The sequence below is a fragment of the Thiobacillus sp. genome (genome assembly GCF_018780105.1).
Classification (GTDB): domain Bacteria; phylum Pseudomonadota; class Gammaproteobacteria; order Burkholderiales; family Thiobacillaceae; genus Thiobacillus.
On the sequence record NZ_JADMKC010000033.1, the window covers coordinates 48,737 to 64,540 of the forward strand.

Here is a 15,804-nt window from a genome sequence, read left to right on the forward strand (position 1 = left end):
AGTAGACATCCATGCGGATGAAAAAAATCGACATCGCCGCGCTCGAACGCGCGGCAGAAGCTTGAGGACGCAGCCATGAAATTCATTTGCCTGATTTGCGCCGAACAGATGATGGAACACCTCGAACCCGCCGACGCGGCGGGACATTTCGCCGAGTACGCCGCGTTCACCGAGGCGATCAAGCGCGAGGGCCATTTCGTTTCCGGCAACCGCCTGACCCCGCCCGGCACGGCGAAAACCGTGCGCGTGCGCGATGGCCAGGCGCACATCACCGACGGGCCCTTCGCCGAAACGCGGGAGTTGCTCGGCGGCTACTACCTGATCGAAGCGCCGGACATGGACACGGCGCTTGCAATCGCCGCCCGCATCCCCGGCGCGCAGCGCGGCTGCGTGGAAGTGCGGCCGATCGCGGACGATGCGCCGACCCGCGCGCTGCGGCTGGATGGTTGACCAGCCCCGAATCGGAATGAAAAGGCAGAACCCCGAATTTCCCTTTGCCACGCTGGAATCAGACGTCGGCGGAAATACGTTCCTTCGGCGTGCGTGCTGGTTCACCCGAATACCGGGAAAGCATTCCCGACCACTAAACTTTTTGAAGCGCAGAGGAACTCGCAATGACCATCATCATTACCGCCTTCGAACGATCGCCCGACGGCGGCAAGGGGCTGGCGCGTGACACGCGCGTGCGCTGGGCGATTGAGGAGGTGGGCCGGCCTTACGAGGTTCGTCTGCTTTCGTTTTCTGCAATGAAGGAACCCGCGCATCTGGCGCTGCATCCGTTCGGGCAAATCCCCACCTACGAAGAGGGCGACCTCGTGCTGTTCGAGTCCGGCGCGATCGTCCTGCATATCGCCGATCACAATGCGGGGCTGTTGCCCGACGATGCCAATGCCCGGGCGCGTGCGATTACATGGGTGTTTGCCGCGCTCAACACCGTGGAGCCGCCGATCCTCGACCTCGCAAACGCAAAGATACTTGAGGGCAACAAATCCTGGAGTATGGCGCGTCTGCCGCTGGTCGAAGATCGCGTGCGCGTCCGCATGCGCCTGCTTGCTGCTCGCTTGGGCGATGCCGACTGGCTCAATGGCGCGTTCAGTGCGGGCGACCTGATGATGGTGTCCGTGCTGCTCAGGTTGAGAGCATCGGGCATTCTTGACGAATTCCCGAATCTCGCTACGTATGTCGCCCGCGGCGAAGCGCGGCCCGCCTACCAGCGGGCTTTCGCCGCCCAATTGGCGATCAACGCCGGCTAGTCAAAGGAGAACGACTCATGGTCAAACAAATCTTCGTCAATCTACCCGTGGCCGATCTAAAGGCGTCCATCGCCTTCTTCGCCCAGCTCGGCTTCAGCTTCAACCCGGACTTCACCGACGACACCGCCACCTGCATGATCGTCGGCGAGAATATCTACGCCATGCTGCTCACGCGCGAACGCTTCGCCGGCTTTGCCCCGCATCCGCCCGCCGACGCGCGCGCCGCGACCGAGGTACTGCTGGCCTTGCAGCTCGACAGCCGGGATGCGGTAGACACGATGGTGCGCGAGGCGGTGGCTGCCGGCGGCAACACCTACAGCGCGCCGCAGGATCACGGCTTCATGTATCAGCACGGCTTTCAGGACCCGGATGGACACGTCTGGGAAGTGTTCCAGATGAATCCCGTGCAAGGAGGCTGACATGGCCTATGTCGATGGCTACGTGCTGCCGGTTCCGCTGGCGAAGCTTGCCGATTATCGCCACCTCGCACGCAAGGCCGGCAAGATATGGATCGAACACGGCGCGCTGGAAGTCCACGAATGCGTCGCCGACGACGTGCAGCCCGGCAAGCTCACCTCGTTTCCGCAGGCGGTGAAGCGGAAGCCGGACGAGACGGTGGTGTTTTCCTGGATCGTGTTCAAATCGCGCAGGGATCGCGACCGAGTGAACGCGAAGGTGATGGCCGATCCTCGGCTGGCCTTCATGGCGAGCGCCGATCCCGCGGTACTGCCCTTCGACGGCAAGCGCATGTTCTGGGGCGGCTTCAAACCTATGGTCAGTCTGGTGCGATGACGACTGCTGCCGATACCCTTGCTGCCATCTGGCACATCGAATCGGCCAAGGTCGTCGCGGCGGTCGCGCGACTCACGCGCGACCTGGGGCTGGCAGAGGAATGCGCGCAGGACGCGCTGGTGGCAGCGCTGGAGCACTGGCCGACGGAAGGCGTGCCCGACAATCCCGCTGCCTGGCTCACCACAGCAGCCAAACGGCGCGCGCTCGACATCCTGCGCCACCGCACGCAGGCCGCGCCCAAGCACGTCGAGCTGGCGGTCGAGCTCGATACGCAGCACGCCATCCGCGAAGCCGATTTCGCTGAGGCGGTGGATGCTGCGCTCGACGACGACATCGGCGACGATTTGCTCGCGCTCGTCTTCACCGCCTGTCATCCACTGCTCTCGCCGGAAGCCCGCGCGGCCTTGACCCTGAAAGTGGTCGGCGGCCTGTCGGTGGAGGAGATCGCGCGCGCCTACCTCAAGCCCACCGCCACCATTGCACAGCGCATCGTGCGTGCCAAGCGCAGCCTGGCCGAAGCGCGCGTGCCCTTCGAAACGCCGCGCGGCGCGGAACTGCACGCGCGGCTGCCGTCGGTGCTGGAAGTGCTCTACCTGATTTTCAACGAAGGCTATGCCGCCACAGCGGGTGACGACTGGATGCGTCCCGCGCTGTGCGAGGAAGCACAGCGCTTGGGCCGGGTGCTCGCCAGCCGCCTGCCAGACGTCGCCGAGGTGCATGGCTTGCTCGCGCTGATGGAAATCCAGGCATCCCGACTCGCCGCGCGCGTCGATGCGTTGGGTCAGCCGGTGCTGTTGATGGATCAGGACCGCACGCGTTGGGATCGCCTGCTGATCCGTCGCGGGCTGGCCGCGCTGGCACACGCCGAGAGCTTGCCGGGCCCGTTCGGTCCCTACACCCTGCAAGCTGCCATCGCCGCCTGTCACGCCCGTGCCGCTGTTGCCGCCGACACCGACTGGTCGCGCATCGCCGCGCTCTACGACGCGCTGGCGCAAGTCGCGCCCTCGCCGGTGGTGGCGCTCAATCGCGCCGTCGCCGTCGGCATGGCGCACGGCCCGGCGGCCGGGCTGGAACTGGTCGAGGCGCTCGTTACCGAACCGGCGCTCAAGACCTATCACCTGCTGCCGGCGGTACGCGGCGATCTGCTGGCCAAGCTGGATCGCATCGAAGAAGCGCGCGCCGAATTCGCGCGCGCTGCACAGTTGGCGCAGAACGCGCGGGAGCGGGCTTTGTTGCTGGCGCGGGCGGCGAAAACCGGGAAGTGAGTGAGCCAGGCCCGGTTCACCCTGGCGCGCGCTGCATCGTGGATGCGTATGGTGACAGTCAGTAAGCGGACTATCTGTTACAAACAAGGGGCGGGGCAGATGGCGAGCTGAGAATAGAAACGGCGTTACTACATGTTCGATTCGTCCATCTGATATACAGCGCTTGTCAGGACAGACATTCCGTTCGCGCCAGCTACAGCTTTCGACCCGATTCTGTCTTCCAGCAGACCGCTTCATCTGTCCGGTGCTCGGCCAGAACCGACGGTGGCGTACTGCGCCACCTAGGTCAGTGCACCGCGCACCGGCCATTGGCTAGAAATGCCGCTTAATGGCCGCTTTCAACTTCAGCGAATGCGTACTCCAGACCCACTTAGGACTGTTAAGCGCCGGTGTGTGAAAGTCCGATTCGGGATCAGAAACGGTCATCCAGCCCAGGATATTCAGTCGGCTAATTCTGGCTGACATCAGTAGGTTACCGTTCACTAATCCAAAACTTCTTTGTAATTTTCGACAGCAGTGTTGACAAAATCTGACGGTGATTGCTGATCAGAGGATGTCGGATACAAAAAGCGGGGGATCAGGTTGGTCATCCGATTGCTTGTCATATTCCCTTGCAATGATGGGCAAATTCAAATAGTTCCTGGAAGAACGAGGTGGCACGAGGCTGCGGGAAGCGGCAGTGTGCAGCCAACCATGACGATGATCCCAGATGCGATGCGTCTACCGTTGACTTTCGGCCTGTCCGGCGCGCTGCATGCCGTAGCCTTGTCAGGTTTCGCGCCACCACCTACCACTGCCCTGCCGTCGCTGTCCATCCAGGTCCGTCTGCTTGATGAGCATCCTATCCAGTTAGTTGGGCCGATCCCTGTCGGTATACCAGACACCAGAACCGCCCAGGCATTGCATCCCAAGCCACCCCAAAGCCGCCATGCCTCTGTGGGTTCGTCGTTCCACTCTCCTGCCATGGCACCAGCAGAGGAGTCGTCGGCTGTGACGCCTGCAGCGGAGGTCGCGCGCCTATCTGAGACTGTAAAGGGTCAGGTGCGTCACTCCGAACCGTTGGATAGCGCTGCTCTACCCACTCCAGGAACGTCAGCCCTATTGCCTCTTGCACTTCCCAGCACTGCAGTAATCGGCAGCCTGCCGGGGTCGCCTGGCGGCGACTCACCTAAGGCCACAAGCATGTTGGCGGGCACGCTCGCTGCCCCCTACCAGGCGCCCAAGGTCCTGCGTTCCATTGCCCCCGAGTACCCCGAAGAGGCCCGCTGGGAGAAGCGGACGGGGCTGGCGACCCTGGGCTTTCGCGTGGAGGCCGACGGTTCGGTGGTCGAGGTCAGGATGCTGCATTCCTCTGGCCATGCCGACCTGGATGCGGCAGCGGTGGAGTCGTTGCGCCATTGGCGTTTTGTACTCCCTACGGGAGGGGCACCTGCCTCTTGGTACCGCTACCTTTTCCGGTTCGAATTGACCTGATGCACTGGCAGAAGACATACCTGATCGGCACTCAGAGCAGACACCCATTTCAAGCGCGGAACCACTGCACCCAGCGCGCGCTAACCCTCAAATTTTGTTAGGAAGAAAAAGCTATGAAGCTCCTCCGATTTCAGCCGCCCCGATATAGCGAACTCAAGCTGCGCGAGGCCTCCTCACGCCGCAGGTGCTGAACAACATCAGACATGGATCGGCGAGGGCATGACGCCGCTCAAGTAAGCCGGTTTCCTTCCCAGCGGAAACCGGTGTTGGTCGATTGGACCGACACCCCGGCATCCCCTACGGACGCCACCCCACCCAACTGTATTCAGGAGATTCATATGCATCACCTCCAAATCAAACGCAAGACCCTGAGCCTGCTCATCGCTGCCAGCTTCACCGCCACCTCCGGCGCCGCTCTGGCCAAGGATTCTGTCAGCCTCCCCTACAAGCACGGCAATGATCTGCTAATAGGCGAAATGCTTCCCACCGGCGTACGCATTACCCCCGAGGCGGCCAGCGGTGCCATGTTCCAGACCCTCAACCCCGATTTGCCAACCAACCCCGATTTCGTGGCCGGCCAGGCAGTGGCTACCAGCACCAGCCCGGACGGCAACACACTGCTCATCCTTACCAGTGGTTATAACCGCAATAACGGCCCAACCGGCAGCCGCGTCGCCACTGAGTCCAACGAGTACGTCTTCGTCTATGACATATCCGCCGACAAGCCTGTCAAACGCCAGGTCATCCAGGTACCCAACACCTTCAACGGCATTGCCTGGAATCCCAGCGGCTTTGAGTTCTACGTTTCCGGCGGCGTCGACGACAACATCCATGTCTATGGCCTGCAAGCCGACACCTGGACCGAACAGGCCGCCATCACGCTGGGGCATGGCAATGTTGGCCTTGGTATCAACGTGCGCCCTGTCGCTGCTGGCATGGCCGTCACCCAGGACGGAAAACGCCTGGTGGTCGCCAACATGCAGAACGAAAGCGTCAGCGTGGTCGATCTGGTGACCCGTGCCGAGATTGCCGAACTAGATCTGCGCCCCGGCAAGATCGATCCCACTCAGACCGGTGTGCCGGGCGGTTCCTATCTCTACTGGGTGGCGATCAAGGGCAACGGTAAAGCCTATGTAACCAGTCAGCGCGACAGCGAGGTGGTAGTGCTGGACATCGCCGCCGCTCAGCCAGCTGTGGTCAACCGTTTCAGCGTAGGTGGGCAGCCAAACAAGATGCTGCTGAACCGCGATCAGTCCCGCCTGTTCGTGGCAAACGGCAACAGCGACAGCGTCTCGGTGATCGACACCAATACCGACACCGTGCTGGATGAATTCAACGTCACCGCCCCCAAGCGCGTGCTATCCAAAGCCGAAAAGCTGCGCGGCGCCAACCCCAATAGCTTGGCTTTGACACCGGACGAGCGCTTCCTTCTGGTCACCAACGGCGGTACCAACTCCGTGGCCGTGGTGAAGCTCGGCCGGATGGAACACGAAGGCCGCGCCATGTACGAAGGCCGTGACGAGGCACGCGAGGATGAGCGCAAGAGCAGAGTGATTGGTCTGATCCCTACCGGTTGGTACCCCAACTCAGTGAGTCTGAGCAAGAACGGCGACACGCTCTACGTAGTCAACGGCAAGAGCAACACCGGCCCCAACTCGGGCGCCTGCCGAAACACCACATCCATCGTGGCGGGCTCTCTCAATGACTGTAACGCCAACAACCAATACGTTTGGCAGATCACCAAGGCGGGCTTTTTGAGTATGCCCATGCCCGAAGAGCGGGAGCTGGCCAAGCTCACCTGGCAGGTGGCGAAGAACAACGGCTTCTCCAAGACCGACAAACACGACCAAGCCCAAGAGGCGATGGCCTTCCTGCGCAACAAGATCAAACACGTGATCTACGTGGTGAAGGAAAATCGCACCTACGATCAGGTGCTGGGAGATCTGGAGAAAGGCAACGGCGACCCTAGCCTGACGCTCTTCCCCGAACCCATTTCCCCTAACCATCACGCCTTGGCCCGCAAGTACGTGACCCTCGACAATTTTCATGACAGCGGCAGTACAAGCAACGACGGTTGGAACTGGACGACCGCAGCGCGCACAACCGATTACACCGAGAAAACGATCATGGTGAACTACGCCGGGCGCGGCTTTACTTACGACTGGGAAGGTGCCAATCGCAACATCAACGTGAGCCTGCCCACCACCGCCGAGCGTATCGCCCAGGACCCGGCCAATCCCAACGACCCAGACCTGCTGGCTGGTACGGCGGACGTGGCCGCGCCGGACACCGCCGAGGAGGCTGGCGCCGGTTATTTGTGGGACGGAGCCTTGCGCGCCGGGCTGAGTATTCGCAACTACGGCTTCTTCGTAGGCAACCTAGCCAGTTCCAACGCTATGACCGAAGAGCAATTGGCTCGCCCCTATGACAACAACTTGGTGCAGGTTGGATCCCGCAAGCAGGCGCTTGCCCCGCACACCGATCTCTACTACCGCGGCTACGATCAAAACAACGCCGACTTCTATCTTTTGAAAGAGTGGGAGCGAGAGTTCGACCAGTACGCAGCCAAAGGCGAACTGCCCAACCTGTCGTTTGTGCGACTGCCCCACGACCACTTCGGCAACTACGCCACAGCCAAGTTCGGGGTGAATACCGTGGAGACACAAATGGCTGACAATGACTATGCCATCGGGCTGCTGGTGGAGAAGGTGGCAAACAGTCCATTCAAGGACGACACCCTGATCTTCATCGTCGAGGACGACGCTCAGAATGGTCCCGATCATGTGGATGCCCACCGCAGCATCGCCTACGTGGTGGGACCCTATGTGAAACAGGGCGCCTTGGTGTCCGAGCACTACACCACGGTGAGCATGCTGCGCACCATCGAAGATATCCTGGGCATCAAGCCTATGGGCATCACCGATGGCCTGGCCCTTCCCATGGCGGAGTTGTTCGAGAAGAAGAAGCGTCCCTGGGGCTACTCAGCCCTGGTTCCCGAGGTGTTGCGTACCACCGGGTTGCCATTGCCGGAGCGCACAGCCGCTAACTCTCTGCCACCCACCGGATTGACCATGATCTACGCCAAGCCCAAGCACAGCGCCGAATACTGGGCCGAGGCCATGGGAGGCCAGGACTTCTCCGTTGAGGACAACCTGGACGAACCGCGCTTTAACCGCACCCTATGGCAGGGGTTGAAGGACGCGCCTTACCCCAGCGAACGTCATGGCCGCGACCTGTCCGAAGAGCGTACCAAGCTGCCTGACAGCTTGAGCCTACAGCAACGCTAGAGCTGCGCTAACAGGCTTTTGGGCGGACAGCCATGGCTGTCCGCCCATTTTCGTTAACCCCACAACTCCACCCCCACGTCTGCAAGTCGGGCTTCAAGCCGACTATCAGCACCATTTTCGACCTTCTGCTCAGTACACAGTCTGAAAAATGAAACCCCATCACACTCCCTATTCTCTTAACGCGCTTTTCCTCGCTCTGACCGTATTTTCCAGCCCGCCCTGCGCCGCCGACAGCGAACCCACTCCGGAGATAGTGGTCACCGCCACCCGCGTTGAGCGGGAGGTGTTCAACACCCCCCAAGCGGTGACCGTGCTGGATGATCTGGCTGTCGAGCAGGCCAATACCGGCACCACCCCGGACATCCTGTCCGGCGCGGAGGGCGTGTTCATCCAGAAGACCAACCCCGGCGGCGGATCGCCCTTTATCCGAGGCCTCACAGGCAAGCAGGTGCTCATCCTGGTGGATGGGGTGCGAGTGAACAATTCCTACTACCGCTTTGGCCCCCACCAGTACCTCAACACGCTCGACCCTAACCTGGTCGAGCGCATTGAGGTCGTGCGCGGCCCTAGCTCGGTGCTCTACGGCAGCGACGCTCTGGCCGGCGTGATCAATGTTATTACCCGCAAACGTGCGAACTTTTCCGACGCTCGGGGGATGGAAGGTCTGGTTGCCCTGCACGGCGCGAGTGCCGATGCGAGCCTGACCGGACGCCTGCAGGTGGAAGGTAACCTCAACCAACTGGGGTACATCGGCGGGATCAGCGGCAAGCGCTTCAACAGCCTGGAAGGCGGCGGTGAAGTGGGCGAGCAGCGACCTACCGCCTACGACGAGCTGGGTGGCGATCTGAAGCTCAACTATCGACTGGGTGGGGGTGGGGAGCTGATTTTCTCCCACCAGTACAACCGCCAGTTCGACGTGCCCAAGACCAGCGAAGTAACCCTGGGAGACAAGCTCAAGTTCAACTACGAGCCCCAGCTGCGCGCGCTGAGCTATCTGGAATACCAGAGCCGGCACGACGAGGCCGCGACCATTTCCGGCGTGAAACTCAATATCTCCTTCAACCGCCAGAAGGAAGGCGAGGAGATCGTCAAGGTCTCCACTCCTACCGTGGAGACCCGTGAGATCACCGAGGTGAAGACCCTGGGCGCCACCACCCAGTTCACCAGCAAGCTTGGACGTGCCCAACGCCTTACCTACGGCTTCGATTACTACCGGGACAAGTACGACACCAGCAAGACCAGCATCGACCTGACTACTGGCGCAACCACGTCCGCCGTGCCTGGCACCCCGGATGGCGCCGAATATGAAAGCTGGGGGCTCTACCTGCAGGACGAAGTACGCTTCACCGATCGTTTGGAAGTCATTCTGGGCGCACGCTATGCCCATTTCGAGGCGAATGGAGCCATCGGCGCCAACCAGTTGAGCCTGTCCGATGGCGAACTGACCGGCAGCATCAACGGCCTCTACCGCTTGGCTCCGCGCTGGAACCTGGTGGCAGGTCTTGCCCAAGGTTATCGGGCGCCCAACATGGAGGACTTCTTTGGCCGGGTCGATTTCGTCACCGAGATCCCCAATACCCAGCTCACACCGGAGCACTCGTTAAGCAAAGAGATCGGGGTGAAGTTCTACTCTCCCCTCACATCGGGCGATTTCTATCTTTTTCACACCACCTACGACGATCTCATCGACCGTGTCACCGTAGCCCCTAATGTCACGCAGCGGCAGAACATTCAGCGTGCACTGATCAAAGGGGCTGAGTTGGGAATAAAGCACAGCTTCTCAGACCGTTGGTCAGCGACCGGCAATCTGACCTACACGTGGGGCGAGGATAGTGATACCCAACAGCCTCTGCGCCGCATTCCCCCGTTGAACGGCAGCCTGCACCTGCGCTACGCCCCGGATGACCACTCCTGGTACGAGGTCTACAGCCTGTTCGCCGATCGCCAGGATCGCTTGTCCTCAGGCGATCTCTCGGACCCCCGCATCCCCATCGGCGGCACACCGGGCTACGGCACCCTCAACCTCAAGGCCGGATTTAAGCCTGCGCAGAAACAAGACCTGCTGGTGAGCCTGGAAAACCTCACCGACGTCCAATACAAATCCCACGGCTCCGGCGTTTACGCGCCAGGCCTCAACCTCGCGGTGACCTGGCGGCTTGCCCTCCAGTGATCCGCAAACCTGCAACTGAAATGGAGAACTTCATGGTACCCAAAATCAAACTTCTTACCGCTATCGTATCTGGCCTGCTTGTCAGCGGAACGATCGCCCAAGCGGCCAGCCCGGACCTTCTGACCCGCCCTGCCGGCCCCAGCGCCGACGGCCGGACCGGCATCACGCCCAACAACTGGCAGATTACCCCCGCCGGCGAAAAGATCCGCGTCGGCCACGTGCCCCTGAGCATGATTCTCAGCCCGGACGGCAAGGATCTGCTGATCAGCAACAACGGCTACGGCCAGCACTCCCTGATGCGTGTCGATCGCGAAAACCTCACCATCCGCGAAAGCATTCCCTACGACTCGCCGGAGGGTCTGTTCATCGGCCTGGCCGCCAGCAAGGATGGCAAACACATCTATGCCTCGGGCGGCCACACCAACATGGTGCGGGTCTATGAAGTGACGGCCTCGGGTATGGCCGAGACCGGCCAGATCCAGGTTGATCCGCGCCGCAAGGGCGGCTTCATCACTGGCCTGGCCCTGTCCACCGACGAGAACCGGCTGTTCGTGGCCAACCACCAGGGCGGTGACGTGGCGGTGATCGACCCGATCGCCGGCACGGTCACCCACCGCATTCCCATGGGGGCCAGCGCCGACCCGTATAACGTCAGTATGTTCCCCTACGGTGTACTGCTCAGTGCCGACGGCAAGAAGCTGTATGTGTCCAACTGGAAGGAAGGCACCATTGCCGTGGTGGACGTAAACAATCCGGATGCCGCCACCGTGGTCAGGCACATTCCGGTCGGCCAGCACCCCAATGCCATGGTCTTCAGCCCCACCGGCGACCGGCTGTATGTGGCCAACGCCAACAGCGACAGTGTCTCTGTGATCGACACCGCCACCGACACCACGCTGTTCGACATCGACGTGCGGCCCTACAAGAACGCTCCCTACAGCAGCGCGCCCAACGCCCTGGTCGTGTCCCCGGACGGCGAGACCCTCTATGTGCTGAACGCAGGCGAGAACGCCGTGGTAGTGGTCGAACTAGAAGGCCAGGAAAAGGAACACGGCAAGCGCGCGCGCAAAGTGGACGATGAGAAGCACTACGAGGTGAAAGGCCGCATTCCCACCGGCTGGTATCCCACAGCGCTCACCATCAGCCCGACCGGCGACAAGCTCTATGTGGCCAACTCCAAGGATGTGGGCCTGGGCCAGAACGCCAACCCACAGACCTACATCGGCGACCAGATGATCGGCTCCCTGTCCGTGATCGACGTACCCAACGAGGGAACACTCAAGCGCTACACCCGCCAGGTCAGTGAGAACAACATGGTGGCCCGGGGCAAGGCCGCAGTGGCCGGTGGCGAGAAGGGTGAGGGCCATGCCCACGCCAGCATCCTGAAGCAACTACCCATCGAGCACGTGGTTTACATCCTCAAGGAAAACCGCACGTACGACCAAGTGTTCGGCGACCTGCCGGGCGGCAAAGGCGACCCCAGCCTGCTCATGTTCGACGACCAAAGCGCGCCTAACCACCGCCGCCTGGCCAGCGATTTCGTGCTGCTGGACAATACCTACTGCGACGCAGAGATCAGCAAGGACGGCCATGAGTGGTCTATGGGCGGCAACGCCACGGACTACACCATGAAGGTCTGGCCGAGCGATTATTCTGGCCGCGGCACCCTGATCAACAGGGCCTTGATTGCGATCACCAACGTGCCCGGCGGCTATCTGTGGGATGCCGCCAAGGAGGCCGGCATCAGCTACCGCTCCTACGGTGAATATGTGATCAATGGCAAGAAAAATGCGGATGGCAGCTACGCACCGGCCACCACTCATATGCCCGCCCTGGCGGATCATTTCTCGCCCATGTACCGTACCTACGACCTCAAACACATGGACAAGACACGTGCTGATGTCTGGCTCAAGGAGTTCGAGGCCTACAAGAAGACAGGCGGCTTCCCCAACCTGTCCATCATCAGCCTGCCCAACGATCACCTGGCTGGCACGAGTCCCGGCTATCCCACGCCCCAAGCCATGATGGCGGACAACGACTTAGCTCTGGGTCGTATTGTGGACGCCATTTCCCATTCACGCTTTTGGCCAAACACCCTGATCATGGTCATTGAGGACGACACCCAGGACGGTTTTGACCACGTGGATACCCACCGTACGCCGGCCCTGCTTATCAGCCCCTATGTCAAGCGCAAGGCCGTGGACAACACCCACTACAGTACCGTGTCCATGATCCGCACGGCCGGGGTTCTGTTGGGATTCAAGCCCATGAGCCAGTTCGACGCGGCAGCCATCACCATGGAGAACAGCTTCACCGTCAAACCGGACTTCACCCCCTACGAACACGTCGTGCCTGCTCAGGATCTCTATGAGATGAACCCCACCCTGGCTTCGCTGCAGGGGCAGAAACGCCAGCTCGCCGAACGCTCCATGAAGCTCGATCTGGCAGAAGTGGACGCAGCGGATATGCACGAATACAACGACATTCTGTGGAAGGCGATCAAAGGCACCCAACCTATGCCGCATCTGACTAATCGGCAGCGCGAACCTGGTATCCGCGAAGTGCTACTGCTCTCTCGGCTTAACAAGTAATATCGGCTGACGCAAGCCGCAAGCCAGCCCTCTTGTAGGGCTGGCTTTTTTTCGTTTGTTGGAAACGGATTCATACTAGATTGCACATTGTGCGCATCAAGCTTCACCTTGAACGCCTGCTTCGGGTCGGGAAGCGGGCACTCTCGGCGATCATTCTGACGGTTTCTTCCTGGCGGGAGGGTGAACTCGCAGGAGGTCCAGTAAGCTGCCGTTCGCCGCAACAACGTTTTTGGCAACGACCGCTTTGGAGCGCGAGGCTGACAGGGTGCTCACGGCCAGGAGCGGTCATTTGAGCCTTTCTCCCACAGCGGACATTCGGTCCGGTTTACCATTACATATACAGATAACCTCGACGAAGCGACCATGAATATAGCAATTACGGAACATCAGTATGTTCTGCGTATCTTACTAATACAGACCGGTAACTGTTGGGCGTCCTTCTATGGTACTCATTGACGACGGGGACTTGATTCGTGGGCTTGGGTTTGTGGCGCTTTACGCCGCGTACCTTGAGGAAGCCGTTGACGAATGTCTAAGCGTTGTTGCTGCCCATGATGCTGAGCGCAATGACCGAATTTACCGCTGGCCAACGAGCCAAAAGATTGAGTACCTCCAGCGGCAGTTACAAAAGCAGGGGCCGCTCTCTGATGAATTGGCGAAATTCCCAAGCATATTGGAGGCGATAGGTGATCTTCTCGAAGAACGAAATCTAGTAATTCATGGCCGCGTTTATGCAGTTCCAAATGTTGGCGACGTCCGTATTTCTGGCCGCCCTGGAATTCCTGAAACACAGGCTAACTCTGCGGAGCTTTATGCTTTGGCCAATGACCTACATTCCGCGCGTAACCCCTTGCTCCATGCGTCAATGTTTTCACTGCATCGACAGTTTTCCGCAGTTCAAGAACGCAACGTCGGGGACGCCCAACCCGTCGTTGCAGGGGATGCCCTGCCTATGGGCGGCGCGCCCCTGAACTAGTTGGGCTATTAAGCATGCAGCCGCTAACGCTTGTCACGACTAGATCACCCGACAAAATAACACCGTCTATTGCGGCTGGATGCGCTCGTCTAGTTCCAGGGGGAACCCCGATATTCGTTGATCGGCAACCTTTTGCAGAAGCGAGAATTAACAAATGCACATTCAACGTTCGGAAATTTCTAGCGGACAACCCTGGTGAAATGGTGCTTGGGTGGGAAGTTTGCGTGTGGGATGGAGTGCTCCTTGACTGTATAGGTCACGCCGTTGTCAAACACGAGGAGCGCCTGCGTTGTGTTACGCCATCTAAGTATGGCGACAGTAGGCTTTTGTTCTTGCCTGACCCGAGGATTTCATTCGACTTCGAGGACTCGATGGCAAGAATGCCTGCGAAACAAGTTCCTCTCTCAACGCACCCCGAGGCTCTTCGATTCGTTGAAGTGGACGCAGCAGAGCACACAATCAAGATTAAGTACCCTGTGTCCTCCGGGCAAATGATGGTTCAAGGTGAGGACGCCGAGGCGTTACAGCGACTGGCAAGAGAAAAGCAGCGGCTGACTCTGAAACTCATACTCATGACAAGCGACAACACAACAAAGTGCCCATGTGGCAGCGGAAAGAAGCTTCGAAAATGCCATCGCACCGCCATTGAGCAGATGCTCAAATTTCAGTAAAGAGGCTTACGCTGCCTAGACCCAACCCATCATTCCACAGGACCTGCGCGAAAAGTCGCGCAGGTCGGTTCAAATATTTGGGCACTGAGACTAACGCTTTGAGGGCAAGTGGCCAATGTCATCAGATAACGAAATGAAACTCCTAATGGAGCGCCACATAAAGGCCATGGCTGATCATGCTCGCTCCGAACTGGAAAGATCAGCGGATCTGATCGAACGCTTTAAGCAAATGGCCGCGTCTAAAGGAATTACACTCGCTTCAGATTCCTTTAGCTACATTCAAACAATCGGGATCGTTGCCTCCGCGCCTGGCCTCGCGAAAATACTACTGGGAATCACACCGACAGAAAGGGATGGGCTGTTTACATACGAAGAAATTGCACAACGCTTGCCACCAAGTCAGTTTCAAGAAGGGTACTTCGTTGGCAGCGACTACATGCTCATGGCTCACCCATGCTATCGCCGCGGAATGCATCCACTGAATAATTGGGCTCCAAGCTTTGTTGCCCTATTCTGGAGGCTGGATTCGTCGGATATCAAGAAATACATAGCCATTGACGAAGATCGCGTAAGAATTAATGTCGATGATTCCGCCTACGTTGAACTCGACACTTGGTATGGTGCACCTTTCAATGAAGAGATCAGCAAAATAAAGGACGGAACCGTCAAACTCCGCCCACCACTTGACTTGGCACCTGGCTACATCGACTCATTTTTCGCGCGGACTTACTGCCTTGATATCAAATGGAGTGCGTCTGGCGAAATCAAGACGTTCCAAGCGCTTGAGGTAAAGACGCAGGATGTTCAGATCATCATCGACAACCAGACCTTTTTCCCGTCCCGCTATTTGCACGCTGAGTTTGACTTATCCAGTGGAGTATTCAGGCATTTTGACGGAGCAATTCAGCTATTTACTGAAGAAGAATACCTCCGTCGCCGAGACTCTGACTTCAATTTGACGTTCAAAAATATTGAGCATGTTAAGGCTCGTTCAAAGAAGGTTTTCAAGCTCAACGGTCAACTGTCTGTCGATTCATGGGTGGAGTTCTGTTGTCATTTCTTCACTGCTAATCCACTCACTTTTGAATACTTCAGTGGGTCCTACCCTGAACACGTTGTGGACATCGTTGCCAAAGTGCGGGCGCGTGCCTGAATTCAAACGTTAACGTCTGCTTTTCAAACCGGTCAGCGTCAGCTTCGGGTCGGGAGCACGCATTCGCCGAAGTTGAAAGCGGCCGCTCAGCGGCATTTCTAGCCAATGGCCGGTGTGCGGTTGCGAATTCAACCGGTGGATGCAACGGATTGGTGAAATCGTTCGGCGGGCGT

Annotated in this window: 12 protein-coding genes; all 12 read left to right on the plus strand. The window is 59.3% G+C overall.

Features of this window, described 5'->3' with window-relative positions; genetic code table 11:
* The first annotated feature begins 75 nt into the window (after positions 1-75).
* The 12 genes from IV098_RS13690 to IV098_RS13740 all read left to right on the plus strand — a co-directional run bounded on the left by IV098_RS13690 (position 76) and on the right by IV098_RS13740 (position 15,631).
* The gene (locus IV098_RS13690; protein WP_296889999.1) at positions 76-450 is read left to right on the plus strand and encodes a YciI family protein; all 375 of its coding nucleotides are present in this window, start codon (positions 76-78) and stop codon (positions 448-450) included.
* Between the two features lie 164 nt (positions 451-614).
* The gene (locus IV098_RS13695) at positions 615-1,253 is read left to right on the plus strand and encodes a glutathione S-transferase family protein (RefSeq protein ID WP_296890001.1); all 639 of its coding nucleotides are present in this window, start codon (positions 615-617) and stop codon (positions 1,251-1,253) included.
* Between the two features lie 17 nt (positions 1,254-1,270).
* Positions 1,271-1,672: a VOC family protein gene (locus tag IV098_RS13700; protein ID WP_296890003.1), complete on the plus strand. Its 402-nt coding sequence runs from the start codon at positions 1,271-1,273 to the stop codon at positions 1,670-1,672.
* 1 nt (position 1,673) lies between these two features.
* On the plus strand, positions 1,674-2,045 hold the full coding sequence (locus IV098_RS13705; protein WP_296890005.1) for a DUF1428 domain-containing protein: 372 nt from the start codon (positions 1,674-1,676) through the stop codon (positions 2,043-2,045).
* Positions 2,042-3,310, plus strand: coding sequence for a DUF6596 domain-containing protein (locus tag IV098_RS13710; protein ID WP_296890007.1), 1,269 nt, complete (start codon positions 2,042-2,044; stop codon positions 3,308-3,310). Before IV098_RS13705 ends, IV098_RS13710 begins: the two co-directional genes overlap by 4 nt.
* A gap of 1,182 nt (positions 3,311-4,492) precedes the next feature.
* On the plus strand, positions 4,493-4,783 hold the full coding sequence (locus tag IV098_RS13715; protein WP_296890009.1) for an energy transducer TonB: 291 nt from the start codon (positions 4,493-4,495) through the stop codon (positions 4,781-4,783).
* Positions 4,784-5,121: 338 nt separating this feature from the next.
* Complete coding sequence (locus IV098_RS13720; RefSeq protein WP_296890011.1) at positions 5,122-8,070, plus strand: alkaline phosphatase family protein; 2,949 nt, start codon at positions 5,122-5,124, stop codon at positions 8,068-8,070.
* A 148-nt stretch (positions 8,071-8,218) separates the two neighbouring features.
* On the plus strand, positions 8,219-10,240 hold the full coding sequence (locus tag IV098_RS13725; RefSeq protein WP_296890013.1) for a TonB-dependent siderophore receptor: 2,022 nt from the start codon (positions 8,219-8,221) through the stop codon (positions 10,238-10,240).
* Positions 10,241-10,272: 32 nt separating this feature from the next.
* Positions 10,273-12,831: a beta-propeller fold lactonase family protein gene (locus IV098_RS13730; RefSeq protein ID WP_296890015.1), complete on the plus strand. Its 2,559-nt coding sequence runs from the start codon at positions 10,273-10,275 to the stop codon at positions 12,829-12,831.
* A gap of 442 nt (positions 12,832-13,273) precedes the next feature.
* Positions 13,274-13,807, plus strand: coding sequence for a hypothetical protein (locus tag IV098_RS13735; protein WP_296890017.1), 534 nt, complete (start codon positions 13,274-13,276; stop codon positions 13,805-13,807).
* Between the two features lie 572 nt (positions 13,808-14,379).
* The gene (locus tag IV098_RS16355; RefSeq protein WP_367114187.1) at positions 14,380-14,478 is read left to right on the plus strand and encodes an SEC-C metal-binding domain-containing protein; all 99 of its coding nucleotides are present in this window, start codon (positions 14,380-14,382) and stop codon (positions 14,476-14,478) included.
* Between the two features lie 133 nt (positions 14,479-14,611).
* Entirely contained in the window at positions 14,612-15,631 is a 1,020-nt protein-coding gene (locus tag IV098_RS13740) for a hypothetical protein (RefSeq protein ID WP_296890019.1), read from the plus strand.
* Positions 15,632-15,804 lie beyond the last annotated feature (173 nt).

What these genes read in the sequence shown, in the direction of transcription:
- IV098_RS13690 (WP_296889999.1), top strand. Translation starts at nt 76, where the DNA reads ATGAAATTCATTTGCCTGATTTGCGCCGAACAGATGATGGAACACCTC.
- IV098_RS13695 (WP_296890001.1), top strand. Translation starts at nt 615, where the DNA reads ATGACCATCATCATTACCGCCTTCGAACGATCGCCCGACGGCGGCAAG.
- IV098_RS13700 (WP_296890003.1), top strand. Translation starts at nt 1,271, where the DNA reads ATGGTCAAACAAATCTTCGTCAATCTACCCGTGGCCGATCTAAAGGCG.
- IV098_RS13705 (WP_296890005.1), top strand. Translation starts at nt 1,674, where the DNA reads ATGGCCTATGTCGATGGCTACGTGCTGCCGGTTCCGCTGGCGAAGCTT.
- IV098_RS13710 (WP_296890007.1), top strand. Translation starts at nt 2,042, where the DNA reads ATGACGACTGCTGCCGATACCCTTGCTGCCATCTGGCACATCGAATCG.
- IV098_RS13715 (WP_296890009.1), top strand. Translation starts at nt 4,493, where the DNA reads ATGTTGGCGGGCACGCTCGCTGCCCCCTACCAGGCGCCCAAGGTCCTG.
- IV098_RS13720 (WP_296890011.1), top strand. Translation starts at nt 5,122, where the DNA reads ATGCATCACCTCCAAATCAAACGCAAGACCCTGAGCCTGCTCATCGCT.
- IV098_RS13725 (WP_296890013.1), top strand. Translation starts at nt 8,219, where the DNA reads ATGAAACCCCATCACACTCCCTATTCTCTTAACGCGCTTTTCCTCGCT.
- IV098_RS13730 (WP_296890015.1), top strand. Translation starts at nt 10,273, where the DNA reads ATGGTACCCAAAATCAAACTTCTTACCGCTATCGTATCTGGCCTGCTT.
- IV098_RS13735 (WP_296890017.1), top strand. Translation starts at nt 13,274, where the DNA reads ATGGTACTCATTGACGACGGGGACTTGATTCGTGGGCTTGGGTTTGTG.
- IV098_RS16355 (WP_367114187.1), top strand. Translation starts at nt 14,380, where the DNA reads ATGACAAGCGACAACACAACAAAGTGCCCATGTGGCAGCGGAAAGAAG.
- IV098_RS13740 (WP_296890019.1), top strand. Translation starts at nt 14,612, where the DNA reads ATGAAACTCCTAATGGAGCGCCACATAAAGGCCATGGCTGATCATGCT.